This is a genomic window from Bradyrhizobium sp. Bra78, from assembly GCF_024519855.1.
Lineage (GTDB): Bacteria > Pseudomonadota > Alphaproteobacteria > Rhizobiales > Xanthobacteraceae > Bradyrhizobium > Bradyrhizobium japonicum_G.
On record NZ_JALJRE010000009.1, the window covers coordinates 194,653 to 212,409 of the forward strand.

Below are 17,757 nucleotides of genomic sequence, written 5' to 3' on the forward strand. Positions count from 1 at the left end.
GGCTTTCGAAGCGGGGTCCGCCGCTTTTCGGGCGTGTTTCACTGGGCATGAGACATTCCTCAACTCATGCTGCGTCGGCAAAACGAAAGGCCGGCGCGGCAGATCGCGCGAATGTCGTTCAGGATCGTCGTGGAAGGCTAGAAGGCGGGGATGGTCGATCTCTTCAGCATGTTCCGTCGGCGCCCCGCCAAGCGCGGCCGGCCAGGATTTGCGCGTCAGGATATCACCGCGCTCGGTGACGGCGTCGGGGGGCTCGTGCCCAGCCCTGTCAGGGACACACCGCCGATTGCCCGCGACCAGCCGATGCGTGCGCCGGATCAGTTCCAGACCGATTATCAGGCCGAGCCGCAGCGTGCGCAGGCGGCTCACCCCGCCAGGTCGGCCACCAGGCCCAATGGCGCCGGCGGGCCCCAGCTCCTGAAGCGGCCGGGCTACCTCGCTGTGCATAGCGTGGAAAAGAGCTTCGGTAGCCGCAAGGTGGTGCGCGGTGTCAGCATCTACGTGCGCCGCGGTGAAGCGGTCGGCCTGCTCGGTCCGAACGGCGCCGGCAAGACCACCGTGTTCTACATGATCACCGGCCTGATCAAGCCCGATCGCGGCGCGATCGAGCTCGACGGCCACGACGTCACCAAGCTGCCGATGTATCAGCGCGCGCGGCTCGGCATCGGCTATCTGCCGCAGGAAGCCTCGATCTTCCGCGGCCTCACCGTCGAGCAGAACATCCGCGCCGTGCTCGAAGTGGTCGAGCCGTCGCGCAAGAAGCGCGAGCAGCAGCTCGACTCGCTGCTCGACGAATTCAACATCACGCGGCTGCGCAAATCGCCTTCGATCGCGCTGTCCGGCGGTGAGCGGCGCCGCGTCGAGATCGCGCGCGCGCTGGCGACGCGTCCGAACTACATGCTGCTCGACGAGCCTTTCGCGGGCATCGATCCGATCGCGGTCGGCGACATCCAGGATCTGGTCCGCCATCTCACCAATCGCGGCATCGGCGTGCTGATCACCGACCACAATGTGCGCGAGACGCTGGGCCTCACCGATCGCGCCTATATCGTCTATGCCGGTGAAATCTTGACCGAGGGCAGCCCGGATGAGATCGTCGCTGATCCGGATGTGCGCCGCCTTTACCTTGGCGAGGAATTCCGCCTCTAGCCCATTTTTCCAATTCGTCAAGCCGTGTACATCGGGCGCGGACTAGGATAAGCAAAAATCGGACCAACTTTTCGGGATCGGTTCTTGCTTCATGGCGCTTTCGCAGAGATTAGAGTTCCGGCAATCGCAGTCGCTGGTCATGACGCCGCAGTTGATGCAGGCGATCAAGCTGCTGCAATTGTCCAATCTCGATCTCACGACCTTCGTGGAAGAGGAACTCGAGCGTAATCCGCTCCTGGAACGGGCCAACGACGAGCCCCCCGCGGGCGAGGCTCCCGCCGAGGCCCGCCAGTTCAGCGATGGCGAGGAGTCCGGCGGCCAAGGCGACGGACAGGGCGACGGACAGGGCGATGACGGCTTTGGCGGCAGCGGCGAGGCCTTCGAGCCGGGCCAGGAAGACTGGATGAACAAGGATCTCGGCACCCGCGCCGAGATCGAGCAGACCCTGGACACTGGCCTCGACAACGTCTTCTCCGAGGAGCCGGCCGAGGCTGCCGCCCGCAACGCCCAGGACGTGGCGCCGACCACCTATACGGAATGGGGCGGCGGCGCCTCCGGCGACGAGGACTACAATCTCGAAGCCTTCGTCGCCGCGGAAACCACGCTCCGCGACCATCTGGCCGAGCAGCTTTCGGTCGCCTTCGCCGGCCCTGCCCAGCGCATGATCGGCCAGTACCTGATCGACCTCGTCGACGAGGCCGGCTATTTGCCGCCCGATCTCGGCCAGGCCGCCCAGCGCCTTGGCGCCCCGCAGCAGGACATCGAGGCCGTTCTTGCCGTGCTGCAAAAATTCGATCCGCCCGGCGTTTGCGCGCGCAATTTGAGCGAATGCCTGGCGATCCAGCTCCGCGAGCTCGATCGCTACGACCCGGCGATGCAGGCGCTGGTCGAGCATCTCGATCTGCTCGCCAAGCGCGACGTCGCCTCGTTGCGCAAGCTGTGCGGTGTCGACGACGAGGACATCGCCGACATGATCGGCGAGATCCGCCGGCTCAATCCCAAGCCCGGCATGAAGTTCGGCTCGGCCCGTTTGCAGACCATGGTGCCTGACGTCTATGTCCGCCCGGGTCCGGACGGCGGCTGGCATGTCGAGCTCAACAGCGACACCTTGCCGCGCGTGCTGGTCAACCAGACCTATTATTCCGAGCTGTCGAAGAAGATCGGCAAGGACGGCGACAAGTCCTATTTCACCGACGCGCTCCAGAACGCGACCTGGCTGGTGCGAGCGCTCGACCAACGCGCCCGCACCATCCTGAAAGTCGCAACCGAGATCGTGCGCCAGCAGGACGGCTTCTTCACCCACGGCGTGGCGCATCTGCGGCCGCTTAACCTGAAGGCCGTCGCCGACGCCATCCAGATGCATGAATCCACGGTGTCGCGCGTCACCGCCAACAAATACATGGCGACCAATCGCGGCACGTTCGAGCTGAAATATTTCTTCACGGCCTCGATCGCGTCGGCCGACGGCGGCGAGGCGCATTCGGCCGAAGCCGTGCGCCACCACATCAAGCAGCTGATCGATTCGGAAGCACCTGCCGCGATCCTGTCGGACGACACCATCGTGGAACGCTTGCGCGCCTCGGGCATTGATATTGCCCGCCGCACGGTCGCGAAGTACCGCGAAGCCATGCGCATTCCATCCTCGGTGCAACGCCGTCGCGACAAGCAGAGCGCTCTTGGTAACGTCCTCTCCAACGCAATGCCCGATCGCTCCCGCAACCCCGAGCCGGCCTGATTGCGCTGGCGCGAAATCGCGCTACTCTGGCTCCCCCGTTCGCGGCCGATCCAAGCACGCGCATGATCCGGAAAAGTGTGAAGTGGTTTTGCAAAACGGATCACGCGCAGGGAACAACCCCGGCTGCGATGACGCGTCATCGCAGCGGGCGCAAACCAAGCGAGGCATCACATGACTCTTCGGATTTCGGGCAAGAGCGTCAGCGTCGGCGAGGCCCTGCGCGGCCGCGTGACCGACCGGACCGAAGAGGTCCTGCGTAAATATTTCGACGGCAATTATTCCGGCCACATCACGCTCAGCAAGGACGGTTTCGGCTTCCGGACCGACTGTGCGCTGCACCTCGATTCCGGAATTACGCTGGAAGCCGATTCGAACGCGCCGGACGCCTATGCCAGCGCCGACCAGGCGCTGCTGATGATCGAGAAGCGGCTCAAGCGCTACAAGAGCCGGCTCAAGGACCGCTCCGCCCGCAAGGCCCACGTCGCGTCCGCCGCGCTCGCGGCCATGGATGCCACGAGCTACGTGCTGGAAGCGCCGGGCGAGGGTGAGGACGAGGAAGAGGTCACCGGCTACAGCCCCGTCATCATTGCCGAGGCCACCACCGCCCTGAAACCGCTGTCGGTGAGCGAGGCCGTCATGGAGCTCGACCTCAGCGGAGCGCCCTGCCTGGTATTCCAGCATGGTTCCAGCGGCCGGGTGAACATCATTTACCGCCGCGCCGACGGCAATGTGGGCTGGATCGACCCGCCGGGGGCCAAACCGGACGGCTAGGGCCGGAACCGGGCCCCGTAGCATCCGCAGGCCTTAACAATGACCGGGGCAAAGCCGCACGCAGCAGTTGGCACCGGGATTGCGTTGGAGTAGAAGCGCCCCACATCAGGATCGGGGCTAAGTCCTCTTCCTGCTTCACCTTCTTGACGCCGGCCCGGCATGGTTTCTCTCCAAGCTGGCCAATTCGGAACCTGACGGTTTAATTCACCTCGGAAAATTTCCATGCCGATTACCGATCTGGTCGCACCCGAGGCGATTCTCCCGGCATTGAAGGTCAACAGCAAGAAACAGGCGCTCCAGGAGCTCGCGGCGAAGGCCGCCGAGCTGACCGGGCAGAACGAGCGCTCCGTGTTCGAGGTGCTGCTGCAGCGTGAGAAGCTCGGCACCACCGCGGTCGGCTACGGCGTCGCCATTCCGCACGGCAAACTGCCCAAGCTGGAAAAGATCTTCGGCCTGTTCGCGCGGCTCGATCGCCCGATCGATTTCGAGGCGATGGACGGCCAGCCGGTCGATCTCGTCTTCCTGCTGCTCGCCCCCGAAGGCGCCGGCGCCGATCATCTCAAGGCGCTCGCCCGCATCGCCCGTCTCCTCCGCGACCAGGACATCGCCAAGAAGCTCCGCGCCTCGCGCGATGCCCAGGCGATCTATTCGGTGCTCGCCCTGCCGCCGGCGACCGCGGCGTAATTTCTCACTGACTGCGAGAGTGCGAGTGTTTCATCTCGCTCTCGTACCCTGGACGCGAGAGTTGAGCGCGCCGTAGCCTCACACTCCGTCATTGCCGACGCGAAGACATCATTGCGCAAATGAAAACGGGCACGCCTTCGTCTGAAGACGTGCCCGCTTGAAACTCTATTCGTGCGACGCGCGCGTGCTCAGTGCACGCTCACCGCTTGCAGCTCGTTGCTCCAGGCGTTGGCGACCGCGGCTTCGCGGCTGTCGGTCAGCATGATCGGGGTGCCGTCGGCGGCGTGGAGCGCGAAGAGCTTGAGGCCCGGCGCGATTTTCGGCGCCTCGGGAAACAGGCCCGGAACGTCTTCGGAGCGGATCTGCTTCACATAGGCGATGTGGCCTTCGCCGAGGGTTGCCAGCGTCTCCGCAGAGACGTTCTTGGCTTCGTATTCGAACGCAACGTGACCTTCACTCATGGTCTCGACTCCTTCACAGAAACTAAGCGGTCGAGTCCGCTACTCGTTCCATTATTCGTGCTCATTGATAGCGATTGTCTTAACGATCCTCTCCGGTTCCGGCCGGGCCAGATCGATCGACAACAACCCGTTCTTCAGATCCGCACCCAGCACCAGCATCCCCTCCGCCAGCACGAAGGTGCGCTGGAAGTGGCGCGCGGCGATGCCGCGATGGATGTATTGCCGGGTCTTGTCGTCCTGCTGCCGCCCGCGGATCACGAGCTGGTTTTCCTCAATGCTTACATCGAGTTGGTCGCGGGTGAATCCGGCGACCGCCAGCGTGATGCGCAGCCGCTCGGGCTGGCCGTCGGACCGGTCGCACCGCTCGATATTGTAGGGCGGGTAACCGTCGGCGCCTTTGACGACGCGGTCGAGCACGCGCTCGATCTCGTCGAAGCCCAGAAGGAACGGACTGGAAAGCGTTGGAACACGAGACATAGTTTACAAAGTCCTCTCGAAGCGACTTTGGCATTTCAGGGCCCTGAAACGGCACCCCTTGGTCAGCAATATGGTCATATCCCCATGTCGGTTCAAGGACGTAGCCGGGGCTGTGGATGGACCGTCCCGGCCATCCTCGACCTTCATCGCCGCCCTCTGACGTGGATGCCCGGGACAAGCCGGGCACGACGAATCTGCGGGCGATTTATCCCAATGAAAACAACCCCCCGGCTACTGTGCATGGGGTTGTTTTCGCCGTTTTGGTCGCGGACCTGCGAAACCGGTCAGGCCTCGATCCGCGTCCGTCCGTCGTCGCTGAACAGATGCAGCTTTTGGCGCACCGCTGCGACGCGGATTTTCTGGCCGATCGGCGGCGCCTCGGAGCCGGGAATGCGGACGATGACCTCGCCGGGCGGCAGCTCGCCCGGATTGGCTGCGATGCGCTGCTCGTCCTGCGCCCGCGTGCCGTAGACGAAGGTTTCGGCGCCGACACGCTCGATCGCCTCGACAGTCAACGCAAGCGCGACGCCGCCGGCGGGCGTCTGGTCGGTGATGACGAAATCCTCGGGACGGATGCCGAGGATGCCGGCGTCGGCGCTGCCGAGCTGCGATTTGATTTCGTCGGCGCGCGTCGACATCAGATTCATCGGCGGCGCCCCGATGAAGGAGGCGACGAAGGTCGTGGCCGGCTTCTCGTAGATCGCCAGGGGATTGCCGACCTGCTCGACCTTGCCGCCATTCATCACCACCAGAATGTCGGCGAGCGTCATCGCCTCGAGCTGGTCGTGGGTGACGTAGATCGACGTCGTGTTGAGCCGGCGCTGCAATTTGCGGATCTCGACGCGCATCGCGATGCGCAGTTTCGCGTCGAGGTTCGACAGCGGCTCGTCGAACAGGAACACCTTAGGCTGGCGCACAATGGCGCGGCCCATCGCGACGCGCTGACGCTGGCCGCCGGACAATTGTCCGGGCTTGCGATCGAGCATGGTGCCGAGCTCGAGAATGCGCGCGGCTTCCTGCACTCGCGTCTCGATCTCGGGCTTCGGCATGCCGCGATTGCGCAGGCCGTAGGCCATGTTGTTGTAGACGCTCATATGCGGATAGAGCGCGTAGTTCTGGAACACCATCGCGATGTCGCGGTCCGCCGGCTCGACCTGGTTGACGACGCGTCCGCCGATGTCGATCTCGCCCGAGCTGATGGTCTCGAGCCCCGCAACCATCCGGAGCAGCGTTGACTTGCCGCAGCCCGATGGACCGACCAGCACGCAGAACTGCCCGTCGGCGACATCGACGTCGACGCCTTTGATCGCCTCGAAACCGTTGGGATAGGCCTTGCGGACGTTGCGCAGGGTAACATTGGCCATAGGCCTACTTCTCCGTTTCGATCAGGCCCTTCACGAACAGGCGCTGCAAAAGCACGACGATCGCCACTGGCGGCAGCATCGCGAGCACCGCGGTCGCCATCGCGACCGACCATTCCGTGAGTGCGTCCTTCACATCGATGATCTTCTTGATGCCGATCACGATGGTCTGCATGTCGTCGCGCGTGGTGATCAGGAGCGGCCAGAGATACTGGTTCCAGCCGTAGATGAAGAGGATGACGAACAGCGCGGCGATGTTGGTCACCGAGAGCGGCAGCAGCGTATCGAAGAAGAAGCGGATCGGGCCGGCGCCATCCATCTTCGAGGCCTCGACCAGCTCCTTCGGGATGGTCATGAAGAACTGCCGGAACAGCAGCGTCGCCGTCGCGGACGCGATCAATGGCAGGATCAGGCCGGAATAGGAATCCAGCATGTGCAGGTCGGACGTGATCTTGTAGGTCGGGAAGATGCGCACCTCGACCGGCAGCATCAGCGTGACGAAGATGGTCCAGAACGTCGCCATGCGGAACGGGAAGTTGAAGAACACGATGGCGTAGGCCGAGAGGATGGAGATCGCGATTTTTCCGACCGCGATCCCCACCGCCATGATGAAGCTCGCCATCAGCATGCTGCCGACCGGCTCGCGCGTGGTCCTGCCGGCACCGGAGACGATGGTGTTCCAATAGGTCTCGAGCGCGTGGCTGCCGGGATAGAGCGGCATCTGGCCGTTGGCGATGACGGTGTTGTCGTGGGTGGACGCGATGATCGCGAGATAGACCGGGAAGGCGACCACGGCCACGCCGGCCAGCAGCACCAGGTGAGGCAACAGATTTCCAAATCGGCGATGCTCTACCATGGCTCAGTAATGCACTTTCTTTTCGACGTAGCGGAACTGGATCGCGGTGAGCCCGATGACGATGATCATGAGGATCACCGATTGCGCCGCCGAGCCGCCGAGATCGGAGCCGGCCTTGCCGTCGAGAAACACCTTGTAGACCAGCGTCGACGTGGATCCGTTCGGGCCGCCTTCGGTTGCGGTGTCGATGATGCCGAGCGTGTTGAAGAAGGCATAGGTGATGTTGACGACGATCAGGAAGAACGTCGTCGGCGACAGCAGCGGGAAGACGATGGTCCAGAACCGCCGCGCGGGCCTCGCCCCGTCGATCGCGGCCGCCTCGATCACGCTCTTCGGGATCGACTGCAGGCCGGCGAGGAAGAACAGGAAATTGTAGCTGATCTGGTTCCAGACCGCGACGATGACGATCAGGATCATCGCATGGTTGCCGTTGAGCACAGGATTCCAGTCGATGCCGTTGCGCTGGAGCGCGCGCGCGATCATGCCGAGCCCCGGCTGGAACATGAAGATGAACAGCACGCTCGCCACGGCAGGGGCGACGGCATAGGGGATGATCAGGAAGGTGCGATAGATCTGCACGCCCGCGATGTTGCGGTTCGCCATGACGGCGAGCAGGAGTCCGATGGCGAGCGAGAAGAACACCACGAGCAGCGAGAAGAAGAAGGTGGTGCCGATCGCGTGATAATATTCGGGCGTCTTCAGCAGGGTGACGTAATTCTCGAACCAGACGAACTCGGTCGAGAGCCCGAAGGCATCCTGCACCAGGAAGGATTGCCAGAGCGCCTGCGCCGCCGGCCAGTAAAAGAAGATCAGGGAGATCGCAAGCTGCGGAAATACCAGGAGGCAGGCGAGGAGCCTGCCTGAGAAGATCGCCCGGTTCTCCATGAAGCCCCCGCCTCAATTGTGTGATCGTGGCTGCGGCCCGTCCGCAGCCACGATGTGACGACGCTACTTGGTCGCGGTGCGCTCGAACTGACGCAGCATCTGGTTGCCGCGCGAGACCGCGGCATCGAGCGCCTCCTTGGCCGACTTCTTGCCGGCGAGCGCTGCCTCGATTTCTTCGGACCAGACGTCGCGCATCTGCACCATTCCGCCGAAGCGCAGGCCGCGGGAGTTGTCCGTCGGCGGCTTGTTGGTCAGTTCCTTCAGCGGCACTTCGAGAATCGGATTCTTCTCATAGAAGCCCGACGCCTTGGTCTTGTCGTAAGCCGCCTTGGTGATCGGCAGATAGCCGGAGACCTCGTGCAGGTAGACCTGGCGGTCCGTGTCGGACAGGAAGGTGAAGAACTTCGCGATGCCCTTGTACTCTTCCTTGGACTTGCCGCCCATGACCCACAGTGAAGCGCCGCCGATGATGGAGTTCTGCGGCGCGTCCTTGGCGTCCGGGAAATAGGGCATCGGAACCGCCGTATAGTTGAACTTCGCGTTCGCCTTGACGTTCGGATAGAAGGCCGAGGACGTCATGTAGAGCGCGCATTCGCCGGAGGTGAAACGACCTTCGCCGGTGTTGGTGCGACCCGAATAGTCGTAGCTCTTGTCCTTTTGCAGCTCGACGAGATTTTCCAGAAGCTTGGTCTCGAGCGGATTGTTGAATTCCAGCACGGTGTCGAAGCCGTCGAGCCCGTTGGCCTTCGTGCCGATCGGGATATTGTGCCAGGCCGAGAACTGCTCGATGAAGCCCCAGGTGACCCAGGACGACGAGAAGCCGCAGGTCGGGCTCGTCGCATGCAGCTTCTTGGCATCCGCGAACACCTCGGGCCAGGTCTTCGGCGGCGCGTCGATGCCGGCCTTCTTCAGGGCGTCGAGGTTGGCCCACATGACCATGCTCGACGAGTTGAACGGGAACGAGAGCATCTCGCCCTTCGCGGTCGAGTAGTAGCCGGTGATTGCCGGCAGGTAGGACTGCGGATCGAACTTCTCGCCCTGCTCCTTCATGAGATCCGAGACGGGCTTGATGGCGCCCTTGGCGGCCATCATGGTCGCGGTGCCGACCTCGAACACCTGCATGATGCCCGGTGCGTTGCCGGCGCGGAACGCCGCGATGCCGGCGTTCAACGTGTCGGCATAGCTGCCCTTGAAGGTCGGGACGATCTTGTAGTCGCCCTGAGACGCGTTGAAATCGTTGGCAAGCTTGACCACGACGTCGTTGTTCGGGCCGGTCATCGCGTGCCACCACTGGATTTCGGTCACGGCCCACGCGGGCGAAGCGCCCGAACCAACCATGGCTGCAACAGCGGCAGCCGCTCCAAAGCGTCGAAGAGCCATCAAGTAAACCTCCCTTGGGTCGTCAAAATGATCGCTTGCGCTAGCAGCGCCATATGACGTTCACATGACTGTGTAAGCGGCCGAAACGAAAGCGGCAAGCGCTGGAAAAGGGAAGCCGTCAAATAGGCGAATGCCGAGCGTGCAGCCGCCTCCGTTCGCGGTGCACATGCGCGCCCGCGCCGCAGTGCGGCATTGGATCTGTGAGGCTGACGAACAGGCCGCGGGTTCAAAACCTCTCCCGCTTGCGGGAGAGGTCGCGCGTAGCACGGGTGAGTGTTCTCTCCTCCGGGGGATTGTCCCATTGCGGAGACACCCTCTCCCCAACACTCCCCCGTAAGCGGAGGAGGGAGCGCACTTGCGCTGCCGCTCGATCTTCGTCCTATCTCAGCGCTTGCGCTCGGGGCCGCAGACGGTGCCCTTCTCGACCATCGCGTCGATCTCCGCCTTGGAGTAGCCGAACTCGCCCAGCACTTCCTGGGAGTGCTGGCTGAATTTCGGCGGCAGGCGGCGCAGGCTCGGCTTGCTGCGATCGAGCCGGATCGGCGAGGCGACACCCTTGTACCAGTCCTTCTCGATGATGTCGCCGCGATGGATCGTGTGCGGGTTCGTCAACGCCTGGTCGATCTTCTGCACAGGGCCCGCCGGCAGGCCCGCGGCAAGCAGGCGATTGCACAGCGGCTCGGCCTCGTGCTGGCTGAACACGGCGGCAAGCTCGGTCCGCAGCGCCTCGCGATTGGCGATGCGGTCCTTGTTGCGGGCGAAGCGCGGATCGGTGCCGAGCTCGGGCTTGCCGATCTCCTTGGCGAGCTTGCGGAAGGTGCCGTCATTGCCGACGCCGATGAAGATGTCGTCGGTCTTGGTCGGGAAGATCGCGTAGGGCACGAGGTTGGGATGCTCGTTGCCGGTGAGCGACGGCGGCTTGCCATGCATGAAATAGTTCGCAGTGTGCGGATGCATGATGGCAAGGCCGGTCTCGTACAGCGTCGTCTCCAGGAACTGCCCCTGGCCCGAGCGCTGCCGCTCCGACAGTGCCATCAGGATGCCGATCGCCGCATACAGCCCGGTGGTGATGTCGACCAGCGGCACGCCGATCCGCATCGGCCCGCTCTCGGGCGAGCCGGTTGCAGCGATCATGCCGGTCATGGCCTGGATGATGGCGTCATAGCCGGGATTGCCGCCGCGCGGCCCGTCGGCGCCGAAGCCGCAGATCCGGCAATGCACGAGGCGCGGGAATTTTTCGCGCAGCACCTCGCTGCCGATGCCCCATTTCTCCAGCGTGCCCGGCTTGAAATTCTCGATCAGGACGTCGGCCGTCTCCAGCATCTTGAGCAGAACAGTTCGGCCGCCTTCGGAGGCGAGGTCGAGGCCGATCGAGCGCTTGTTGCGGTTGATGCCGACGAAATAGGCCGCGTCCTCCTCGTGGAAGGGCGGGCCCCAGTCGCGCACCTCGTCGCCGGCGGGCGGCTCGACCTTGATCACGTCGGCGCCATGGTCGGCGAGAATCTGGGTGCAATAGGGGCCGCCGAGCACGCGCGTGAGATCGATGACGCGCAGTCCACTCATTGCGCCTGGTGCGGCTCCAGAACTGGCGGCTTCAGTCATGCCTTCGCTTCCCCTGTGTCGATCATTGATCACAGGCCTAGCGAGGTTTTTTTGCCCCAGCAATGGCTTGGTGCGTAGGGGCGTATGCGGTGCCGCCGCGCCATCCCGCGGGATGGCAAATCAAGAATCTGGCAAATCGAACCGAAGCGGCCGGCCCGAGGGGGATCCCGGGCCAGCCAATCCGCCGTTGGATCAGACGACCGTCAGGCGAACGTCGACATTGCCGCGCGTCGCGTTGGAATACGGGCACACCTGGTGCGCCTTCTCGACCAGCGCCTCGGCCTCCGCGCGGGCAAGGCCCGGCAACGAGACGGCGAGATCGATGTCGAGCCCGAAGCCGCCGGCCGAGCGCGGGCCGATGCCGACCGTCGAGGTCACGGAGGCATCGCCGGGAACCTTCGGGCCGCCTTGCGAGGCCACGAACTTCATCGCGCCGATGAAGCAGGCGGCATAGCCGGCCGCAAACAGCTGCTCGGGATTGTTGCCTGCGCCGCCGCCGCCGCCGAGCTCCTTCGGCGTGGTGAGCTTGACGTCGAGCGCGCCGTCGAGGGTCGCAGCATGGCCGTCACGGCCGCCGGTGGCTTTTGCGCTGGTCTTGTAGAGGACGTTCACGGACATTTTCGTCTCCTCAGGTCTTCGGGTTGGGGTGACGTTTCTATCGCAAACAATTAGATTGTGCGCAATTGAAATCGGACTGTCTCACATTTAATTGTTCGCAATTGAATGTGCCGCCCGCCGGGCCCAGAATGAGGAAAGCCCCGTGAGATTCTCGATGCCCCGGAAACATTCGGCAGCGGACCAGCCGCTTCGCCTCGACAACCAGATCTGCTTCGCGGTCTATTCCGCAGCGCATGCCTTCAACCGCGTCTACAAGCCGCTGCTGGACCGGCTCGGCCTGACCTATCCGCAATATCTGGTGATGCTGGTGCTGTGGGAGCGCGACGACGTGCCGGTCAAGGACATCGGTGAAAGGCTGTTCCTCGATTCCGGCACGCTGACACCGCTGCTCAAGCGGCTCGAGGCCGCCCATCTCGTCAAGCGCACGCGCTCGAGCGAGGACGAACGCCAGGTGCTGATCGCGCTGACGGCGCAGGGCCACGCCCTGAAGGACAAGGCGCGCGCCGTTCCGCAATCGATCCTGGCGGCGTCGGACTGCTCGGTCTCGGAACTGGTCGCGATGAAGGACGAGATCGTCGCGCTACGCGACCGGCTGAATGCGGTGATCGGGGAGTAGGGCGGTTAGCGCGGGCAATCAGAAGTATTTCTTTGCGAAAGCTCGCCCCGAGCCGGATTTAAGATATCGCTCGAATGCGACGGCGCGTGCGGCATCATCAAATGCGAAATAGGTTCGTATTCTCCAGGGACCATATTTCGACGTGTGAGGAACCTCTCCGGCATTATGCTTGGCTAAACGAGCCCGCAGGTCGTCGGTGACGCCCACATAAAAATGCTCGTGGTCGAGACTTTCGAGAATGTAGACGTACTTCGTGTCCCATACCCCCCACGAGGACAGGATACAAAACCAGTCTAAGGATGCGATTGGGAATTTGCCCAGGCCCGCCGTCGCCCTTCGGGCTACGGCGAGGCAGCCTTCGCTACGATGGGGCTTGCCCAGCCGAAGCAGGCGCAGCCTGCGAAGGCTGGTGGAGCCAGGCGGGATCGAACCGCCGACCTCTTGCATGCCATGCAAGCGCTCTCCCAGCTGAGCTATGGCCCCTTAGTCTTCCAGTTGGGTGGGTCCTGGGGGACCCGTCCCGGCCGGCGAGCCCTAAGCGACTCGCGCGGTGCACCCTTTTTCACAGATCAGGGCTGATCTCAAGTCTCTTCATCGCCGCCGACGTCACCAATGATGTCGGTCACGTCTTCGTCGCCTTCTTCCTCGTCGGGGATGAAGGTCGAATCATCGTCATCGTCGTCGTCGAGTGTCTCGTCGACCTCGATGTCGTCCTCGGATTCGGGCACCACGGCCTTGACCTTGCCGGTGTTTTCCTCGGCATCGGCCTCCTCGAGCGAGACCTCCTCGACCTCCGCCGGCTCCGGCGTGGTGTCGGCGGCTGCTGCGTGGCGGGCTTCGGCGCCGCGGGGCGCGCGCGCCGGCGCCACGGGCGCAATCGGCACGACTTCACCGGTATAGGGTGAGATCACCGGATTCTTGTTGAGGTCATAGAATTTCTTGCCCGTGGTCGGGCAAATACGTTTGGTTCCGAGTTCGGACTTGGCCACGGCAGGAATCCTGGAGATGTCTGAAAAGCGGTGCTTCACTTGGCTAGTTGGCGGCCCGCTGTCAATAGCGCATTACGGGAGAAAGACATGCCCGTGACGGCGGGGAGACCATGTGGTACCTGCCCCGGAAACCCGGCAGGGATGTTTTGGGCCTATCCAAGGACGCAATCTTGACCCATTCCGACAAGCCGACGCCGCTTCAGTCGCGCGCAAGCGGTCCCCTGACCGGGAGGGTACGGGTGCCCGGGGACAAGTCGATCTCCCACCGCGCCCTCATCCTGGGCGCGCTCGCGGTCGGCGAGACCCGGATTTCGGGCCTCCTCGAGGGCGAGGACGTGCTCAACACCGCCAAATCCATGCAGGCCCTGGGCGCCAAGGTCGAGCGCATCGGCGATTTCGCCTGGAAGGTGCAGGGGGTGGGCGTCGCGGGCTTCGCCCAGCCTAGGGCGCCGCTCGATTTCGGCAACTCCGGCACCGGCTGCCGGCTCGTCATGGGCGCCGTCGCCGGCTGCCCGATCTCGGCGGTCTTCGACGGCGATGCCTCGTTGCGCAGCCGCCCCATGCGCCGGATCCTGGATCCGTTGGAAAAGATGGGCGCGCGGGTCGTCTCCGGTGGCGAGGGCGGCCGCTTGCCGCTGACCGTCCAGGGCGCGCGCGATCCGCTGCCCATCACCTACAAGACCCCGGTCGCCTCGGCCCAGATCAAATCGGCCGTGCTGCTGGCGGGCCTGGCCGCGCCCGGCGCCACCACGGTGATCGAGTCCGAGGCCAGTCGCGACCACACCGAGTTGATGCTGAAGCATTTTGGTGCGGAGATCATCTCCGTGCCGGAGGGCCTGCACGGCCGCCGCATTACGCTCACGGGTCAGCCCGAGCTGCATGGCGCCACCGTCGTGGTGCCCGCCGATCCCTCGTCGGCGGCGTTCCCGGTCGTTGCCGCGCTGATCGTCGAAGGCTCCGATATCGTCCTGTCCGACGTCATGACCAATCCGCTGCGGACCGGTCTTTTCACGACGCTGCGCGAAATGGGCGCCTCGATCGAGGAAAGCGAGGTGCGCGGCGACGCCGGCGAGCCGATGGCGAAGCTGCGCGTGCGCGCCTCGAAACTGCGCGGAGTCGAGGTGCCGCCGGAGCGCGCACCGTCGATGATCGACGAATATCTCGTGCTGGCGGTGGCGGCCTCCTTCGCCGAGGGCACGACGATCATGCGCGGCCTGCAGGAGCTGCGCGTGAAGGAATCCGACCGCCTGGAAGCCACCGCCGACATGCTGCGCGTCAACGGCGTCAAGGTCGAGGTCTCCGGCGACGATCTGATCGTCGAGGGCCGCGGCCACGTCCCTGGCGGCGGCACAGTCGCCACCCACATGGACCATCGCATCGCGATGTCCGCGCTGGTGATGGGCTGCGCCTCCGATCGGCCCGTGACCGTCGACGACACCGCCTTCATCGCCACCAGCTTTCCGGATTTCATTCCGATGATGCGTTCGCTCGGGGCCGAGTTTTCATGATCATCGCCATCGACGGGCCCGCGGCCTCGGGAAAGGGGACGCTCGGCAAGCGTCTTGCCCACCACTATGGCTACCGTCATCTCGATACCGGCGTGATCTATCGCGCGGTGGCCTACGCCCTGATGCAGTCCGGTCATGATCTCCGGGACGAGGCGGCGGCGGTCGCGGCGGCGCTGGAACTCGATCCTGAAAAGTTCGGCAATCCCGCCCTGAAAACCCAGAAGGCCGGCGAGGGCGCCTCCATCGTCTCGGCCATCCCCAGGGTCCGCGAGGCCCTGATCAATTTCCAGCGGCAATTCGCCGCCGATCCGCCGGGAGCGGTGCTGGACGGCCGGGACATTGGAACCGTGATCTGCCCGCATGCCGACGTGAAGATCTTCGTCGTCGCCGACCCCAGGGTCCGCGCCCGCCGCCGGACCATGGAGGCCAGGGCGCGGGGCGAGGAGGCGGACGAGGCGGCCGTGCTCGCCGACATCATCCAGCGCGACGAACGCGACAAGAACCGGCCGATTGCGCCCCTGAAGCCGGCCGCCGATGCTTACTTGCTAGATAACTCCCAACTGGATATAGAGGGCGGCGTCCGGGCCGCCATCGACATTATCGAGGCCGTCCGAGCGGGCCGGTCGCGGGGTTAAGCCGCTGCCGTCATTGGAGGAAGCGCCCGCTCCCGCTCTATGAGGTCGATACCTTCGGTCCCTGTTTCGGGCCCGTCGCGATCCAGGCTCCGGACACAGATTTCCACGTATCGAACGCGCGGGCCTCAGCCGGCCCGCTTCCGCTGTTCCGCCTCCAGGCCGGAGCAGCGAGCGGTCGCTCGAAGGTCTTGCGGACCTTCCGACACTGCGCGTGCGATCCGCCCATGAACCCAACGGCCGGCACGACATCCGCAACTGGAGAACAAATGGCTTCGACTTCCGCTGATACCTATAGCCCGTCGCGTGACGATTTCGCCGCGATGCTCGACGAGTCCTTCGCAGGCGGCAACCTGCAGGAAAGCTCCGTCGTCAAGGGCAAGGTGGTTGCAATTGAAAAGGACATGGCCGTCATCGACGTCGGCCTGAAGACCGAGGGCCGCGTCGCCCTTCGCGAATTTTCCGGCCCCGGCCGTGACAGCGAGATCAAGGTCGGCGACGAGGTGGAAGTGTTCCTCGATCGCATCGAGAACGCCCTCGGCGAAGCCGTGCTGTCGCGCGACAAGGCGCGCCGCGAAGAGAGCTGGGGCAAGCTCGAGAAGGCGTTCCAGAACAACGAGAAGGTCAACGGCGTCATCTTCAACCAGGTCAAGGGCGGCTTCACTGTCGACCTCGACGGTGCCGTGGCCTTCCTGCCGCGCTCGCAGGTCGACATCCGTCCGATCCGCGACGTTGCGCCGCTGATGAACAACTCGCAGCCGTTCCAGATCCTCAAGATGGACCGCCGCCGCGGCAACATCGTGGTGTCGCGCCGCACGGTTCTCGAAGAGACCCGCGCCGAGCAGCGCCAGGAGCTGGTGCAGAATCTCGAAGAGGGTCAGGTCATCGACGGCGTGGTCAAGAACATCACCGATTACGGTGCGTTCGTTGATCTCGGCGGCATCGACGGCCTGCTGCACGTCACCGACATCGCGTGGCGCCGCGTCAACCACCCGACCGAGGTGCTCTCGATCGGCCAGACCGTGAAGGTCAAGATCATCAAGATCAACCACGAGACGCACCGCATCTCGCTGGGCATGAAGCAGCTGCTGGACGATCCGTGGCAGGGCATCGAAGCCAAGTACCCGCTGGGTGCCCGCTTCACCGGCCGTGTCACCAACATCACCGACTACGGCGCGTTCGTCGAGCTTGAGCCGGGCATCGAAGGCCTGATCCACGTCTCCGAGATGTCGTGGACGAAGAAGAACATGCACCCCGGCAAGATCGTCTCGACCTCGCAGGAAGTCGAAGTGCAGGTGCTGGAAGTCGATTCCGTCAAGCGCCGCATCTCGCTCGGCCTCAAGCAGACCATGCGCAACCCCTGGGAGGTCTTCGTCGAAGGTCACCCGACCGGTTCGACGGTCGAAGGCGAGGTCAAGAACAAGACCGAATTCGGTCTGTTCCTGGGCCTCGAGGGCGACGTCGACGGCATGGTCCATCTCTCCGACCTCGACTGGAAGCTTCCGGGCGAGCAGGTGATCGACAACTACAAGAAGGGTGACATGGTGAAGGCCGTGGTGCTCGATGTGGACGTCGAGAAGGAGCGCATCTCGCTCGGCATCAAGCAGCTCGAAGGCGACCCATTCGCCGAGCCGGGCGATGTCAAGAAGGGCGCGGTCGTGACCTGCGAAGTGCTCGAAGTGAAGGAGAGCGGCATCGAGGTGAAGATCGCCGGTACCGACTTCACCACGTTCGTCAAGCGCTCGGAGCTCGCCCGTGACCGTAACGACCAGCGCGCCGAACGCTTCGCCGTCGGCGAGAAGGTCGATGCCCGCGTGATCCAGTTCGACAAGAAGGCCCGCAAGGTCCAGGTGTCGATCAAGGCGCTCGAAGTCGCCGAAGAGAAGGAAGCCATCGCGCAGTACGGCTCCTCCGATTCGGGAGCGACGCTCGGCGACATCCTCGGCACCGCGCTCAAGAACCGCGACAGCAAGTAAGCGAGACGCAAGTTTCGCTGTCATCAAAGCCCCGGCGCGAGCCGGGGCTTTTTTGTT

18 protein-coding genes and 1 tRNA gene are annotated in these 17,757 nt (G+C 64.1%); 8 read left to right on the top strand and 11 right to left on the bottom strand.

All coding sequences use genetic code 11. The features are described 5' to 3' along the window. Nucleotides 1-150: 150 nt before the first annotated feature. The 4 genes from lptB (at nucleotide 151) to ptsN (ending at nucleotide 4,339) form a co-directional block, all read left to right on the top strand. Nucleotides 151-1,149 (top strand): LPS export ABC transporter ATP-binding protein, encoded by a 999-nt coding sequence (gene lptB, locus OC450_RS21205; RefSeq protein ID WP_256807575.1) that lies wholly within the window; start codon nucleotides 151-153, stop codon nucleotides 1,147-1,149. A 91-nt stretch (nucleotides 1,150-1,240) separates the two neighbouring features. Next, nucleotides 1,241-2,884 carry an RNA polymerase factor sigma-54 gene (gene rpoN / locus OC450_RS21210; protein ID WP_211383848.1) on the top strand — a complete coding sequence of 548 codons (1,644 nt, stop codon included), beginning with the start codon at nucleotides 1,241-1,243 and terminating at the stop codon, nucleotides 2,882-2,884. Nucleotides 2,885-3,055: 171 nt separating this feature from the next. Beyond that, complete coding sequence (gene hpf / locus OC450_RS21215) at nucleotides 3,056-3,655, top strand: ribosome hibernation-promoting factor, HPF/YfiA family (RefSeq protein ID WP_211383849.1); 600 nt, start codon at nucleotides 3,056-3,058, stop codon at nucleotides 3,653-3,655. A gap of 222 nt (nucleotides 3,656-3,877) precedes the next feature. Further along, nucleotides 3,878-4,339 (top strand): PTS IIA-like nitrogen regulatory protein PtsN, encoded by a 462-nt coding sequence (gene ptsN / locus OC450_RS21220; RefSeq protein WP_008141251.1) that lies wholly within the window; start codon nucleotides 3,878-3,880, stop codon nucleotides 4,337-4,339. Nucleotides 4,340-4,527: 188 nt separating this feature from the next. On the opposite strand, the gene OC450_RS21225 is transcribed toward ptsN, so the two are convergent. The 8 genes from OC450_RS21225 to OC450_RS21260 all read right to left on the bottom strand — a co-directional run bounded on the left by OC450_RS21225 (nucleotide 4,528) and on the right by OC450_RS21260 (nucleotide 11,979). Then, complete coding sequence (locus OC450_RS21225; RefSeq protein WP_262048579.1) at nucleotides 4,528-4,800, bottom strand: DUF1150 domain-containing protein; 273 nt, start codon at nucleotides 4,798-4,800, stop codon at nucleotides 4,528-4,530. A gap of 51 nt (nucleotides 4,801-4,851) precedes the next feature. Continuing rightward, on the bottom strand, nucleotides 4,852-5,277 hold the full coding sequence (locus OC450_RS21230; RefSeq protein WP_211383850.1) for an Hsp20 family protein: 426 nt from the start codon (nucleotides 5,275-5,277) through the stop codon (nucleotides 4,852-4,854). A 284-nt stretch (nucleotides 5,278-5,561) separates the two neighbouring features. Further along, nucleotides 5,562-6,641 (bottom strand): sn-glycerol-3-phosphate import ATP-binding protein UgpC, encoded by a 1,080-nt coding sequence (locus OC450_RS21235; protein ID WP_211383851.1) that lies wholly within the window; start codon nucleotides 6,639-6,641, stop codon nucleotides 5,562-5,564. A gap of 4 nt (nucleotides 6,642-6,645) precedes the next feature. Next, nucleotides 6,646-7,494 (bottom strand): sn-glycerol-3-phosphate ABC transporter permease UgpE, encoded by an 849-nt coding sequence (ugpE, locus tag OC450_RS21240; protein WP_211383852.1) that lies wholly within the window; start codon nucleotides 7,492-7,494, stop codon nucleotides 6,646-6,648. A gap of 3 nt (nucleotides 7,495-7,497) precedes the next feature. Continuing rightward, nucleotides 7,498-8,379, bottom strand: a complete 882-nt coding sequence (gene ugpA / locus OC450_RS21245) for a sn-glycerol-3-phosphate ABC transporter permease UgpA (RefSeq protein ID WP_211383853.1) — start codon at nucleotides 8,377-8,379, stop codon at nucleotides 7,498-7,500. A 63-nt stretch (nucleotides 8,380-8,442) separates the two neighbouring features. Continuing rightward, entirely contained in the window at nucleotides 8,443-9,759 is a 1,317-nt protein-coding gene (gene ugpB / locus OC450_RS21250) for a sn-glycerol-3-phosphate ABC transporter substrate-binding protein UgpB (protein WP_211383854.1), read from the bottom strand. Between the two features lie 384 nt (nucleotides 9,760-10,143). Then, nucleotides 10,144-11,361 carry a CaiB/BaiF CoA transferase family protein gene (locus OC450_RS21255; RefSeq protein WP_262048580.1) on the bottom strand — a complete coding sequence of 406 codons (1,218 nt, stop codon included), beginning with the start codon at nucleotides 11,359-11,361 and terminating at the stop codon, nucleotides 10,144-10,146. A 192-nt stretch (nucleotides 11,362-11,553) separates the two neighbouring features. After that, nucleotides 11,554-11,979, bottom strand: a complete 426-nt coding sequence (locus OC450_RS21260) for an organic hydroperoxide resistance protein (RefSeq protein WP_211383856.1) — start codon at nucleotides 11,977-11,979, stop codon at nucleotides 11,554-11,556. A 154-nt stretch (nucleotides 11,980-12,133) separates the two neighbouring features. Here OC450_RS21260 and OC450_RS21265 point away from each other — a divergent pair, with 154 nt between their 5' ends. Beyond that, the gene (locus OC450_RS21265; RefSeq protein WP_262048581.1) at nucleotides 12,134-12,595 is read left to right on the top strand and encodes a MarR family winged helix-turn-helix transcriptional regulator; all 462 of its coding nucleotides are present in this window, start codon (nucleotides 12,134-12,136) and stop codon (nucleotides 12,593-12,595) included. Nucleotides 12,596-12,613: 18 nt separating this feature from the next. Here OC450_RS21265 and OC450_RS34445 read toward each other — a convergent pair whose 3' ends face one another. From OC450_RS34445 to OC450_RS21275, 3 genes are all read right to left on the bottom strand, one after another. After that, a complete protein-coding gene (locus OC450_RS34445; RefSeq protein ID WP_211384212.1) occupies nucleotides 12,614-13,042 on the bottom strand; it encodes a GIY-YIG nuclease family protein in 429 nt (142 codons plus the stop codon). Further along, nucleotides 13,003-13,078, bottom strand: a tRNA-Ala gene (locus tag OC450_RS21270). Before OC450_RS21270 ends, OC450_RS34445 begins: the two co-directional genes overlap by 40 nt. Nucleotides 13,079-13,176: 98 nt before the next feature. After that, entirely contained in the window at nucleotides 13,177-13,584 is a 408-nt protein-coding gene (locus tag OC450_RS21275) for a TIGR02300 family protein (protein WP_211383858.1), read from the bottom strand. Nucleotides 13,585-13,694: 110 nt separating this feature from the next. Between OC450_RS21275 and aroA the strand changes: the two genes are divergently transcribed. From aroA to rpsA, 3 genes are all read left to right on the top strand, one after another. Next, nucleotides 13,695-15,092: a 3-phosphoshikimate 1-carboxyvinyltransferase gene (aroA, locus tag OC450_RS21280; protein ID WP_372703242.1), complete on the top strand. Its 1,398-nt coding sequence runs from the start codon at nucleotides 13,695-13,697 to the stop codon at nucleotides 15,090-15,092. Next, on the top strand, nucleotides 15,089-15,727 hold the full coding sequence (cmk, locus tag OC450_RS21285) for a (d)CMP kinase (RefSeq protein ID WP_211383860.1): 639 nt from the start codon (nucleotides 15,089-15,091) through the stop codon (nucleotides 15,725-15,727). The genes aroA and cmk overlap by 4 nt, the downstream gene beginning before the upstream one ends. A 266-nt stretch (nucleotides 15,728-15,993) precedes the next feature. Beyond that, nucleotides 15,994-17,700, top strand: a complete 1,707-nt coding sequence (rpsA, locus tag OC450_RS21290) for a 30S ribosomal protein S1 (protein WP_211383861.1) — start codon at nucleotides 15,994-15,996, stop codon at nucleotides 17,698-17,700. The last annotated feature ends 57 nt before the right edge of the window (nucleotides 17,701-17,757 follow it).

Bases quoted from the DNA above. Each gene is read 5' to 3' on its own strand.
- lptB (WP_256807575.1), top strand. From the start codon at position 151: ATGGTCGATCTCTTCAGCATGTTCCGTCGGCGCCCCGCCAAGCGCGGC.
- OC450_RS21265 (WP_262048581.1), top strand. From the start codon at position 12,134: ATGCCCCGGAAACATTCGGCAGCGGACCAGCCGCTTCGCCTCGACAAC.
- OC450_RS21225 (WP_262048579.1), bottom strand. From the start codon at position 4,800: ATGAGTGAAGGTCACGTTGCGTTCGAATACGAAGCCAAGAACGTCTCT.
- ugpA (WP_211383853.1), bottom strand. From the start codon at position 8,379: ATGGAGAACCGGGCGATCTTCTCAGGCAGGCTCCTCGCCTGCCTCCTG.
- cmk (WP_211383860.1), top strand. From the start codon at position 15,089: ATGATCATCGCCATCGACGGGCCCGCGGCCTCGGGAAAGGGGACGCTC.
- ugpE (WP_211383852.1), bottom strand. From the start codon at position 7,494: ATGGTAGAGCATCGCCGATTTGGAAATCTGTTGCCTCACCTGGTGCTG.
- rpoN (WP_211383848.1), top strand. From the start codon at position 1,241: ATGGCGCTTTCGCAGAGATTAGAGTTCCGGCAATCGCAGTCGCTGGTC.
- OC450_RS34445 (WP_211384212.1), bottom strand. From the start codon at position 13,042: ATGCAAGAGGTCGGCGGTTCGATCCCGCCTGGCTCCACCAGCCTTCGC.
- OC450_RS21230 (WP_211383850.1), bottom strand. From the start codon at position 5,277: ATGTCTCGTGTTCCAACGCTTTCCAGTCCGTTCCTTCTGGGCTTCGAC.
- aroA (WP_372703242.1), top strand. From the start codon at position 13,695: ATGTGGTACCTGCCCCGGAAACCCGGCAGGGATGTTTTGGGCCTATCC.
- OC450_RS21235 (WP_211383851.1), bottom strand. From the start codon at position 6,641: ATGGCCAATGTTACCCTGCGCAACGTCCGCAAGGCCTATCCCAACGGT.
- OC450_RS21255 (WP_262048580.1), bottom strand. From the start codon at position 11,361: ATGACTGAAGCCGCCAGTTCTGGAGCCGCACCAGGCGCAATGAGTGGA.
- rpsA (WP_211383861.1), top strand. From the start codon at position 15,994: ATGGCTTCGACTTCCGCTGATACCTATAGCCCGTCGCGTGACGATTTC.
- hpf (WP_211383849.1), top strand. From the start codon at position 3,056: ATGACTCTTCGGATTTCGGGCAAGAGCGTCAGCGTCGGCGAGGCCCTG.
- ptsN (WP_008141251.1), top strand. From the start codon at position 3,878: ATGCCGATTACCGATCTGGTCGCACCCGAGGCGATTCTCCCGGCATTG.
- OC450_RS21260 (WP_211383856.1), bottom strand. From the start codon at position 11,979: ATGTCCGTGAACGTCCTCTACAAGACCAGCGCAAAAGCCACCGGCGGC.
- ugpB (WP_211383854.1), bottom strand. From the start codon at position 9,759: ATGGCTCTTCGACGCTTTGGAGCGGCTGCCGCTGTTGCAGCCATGGTT.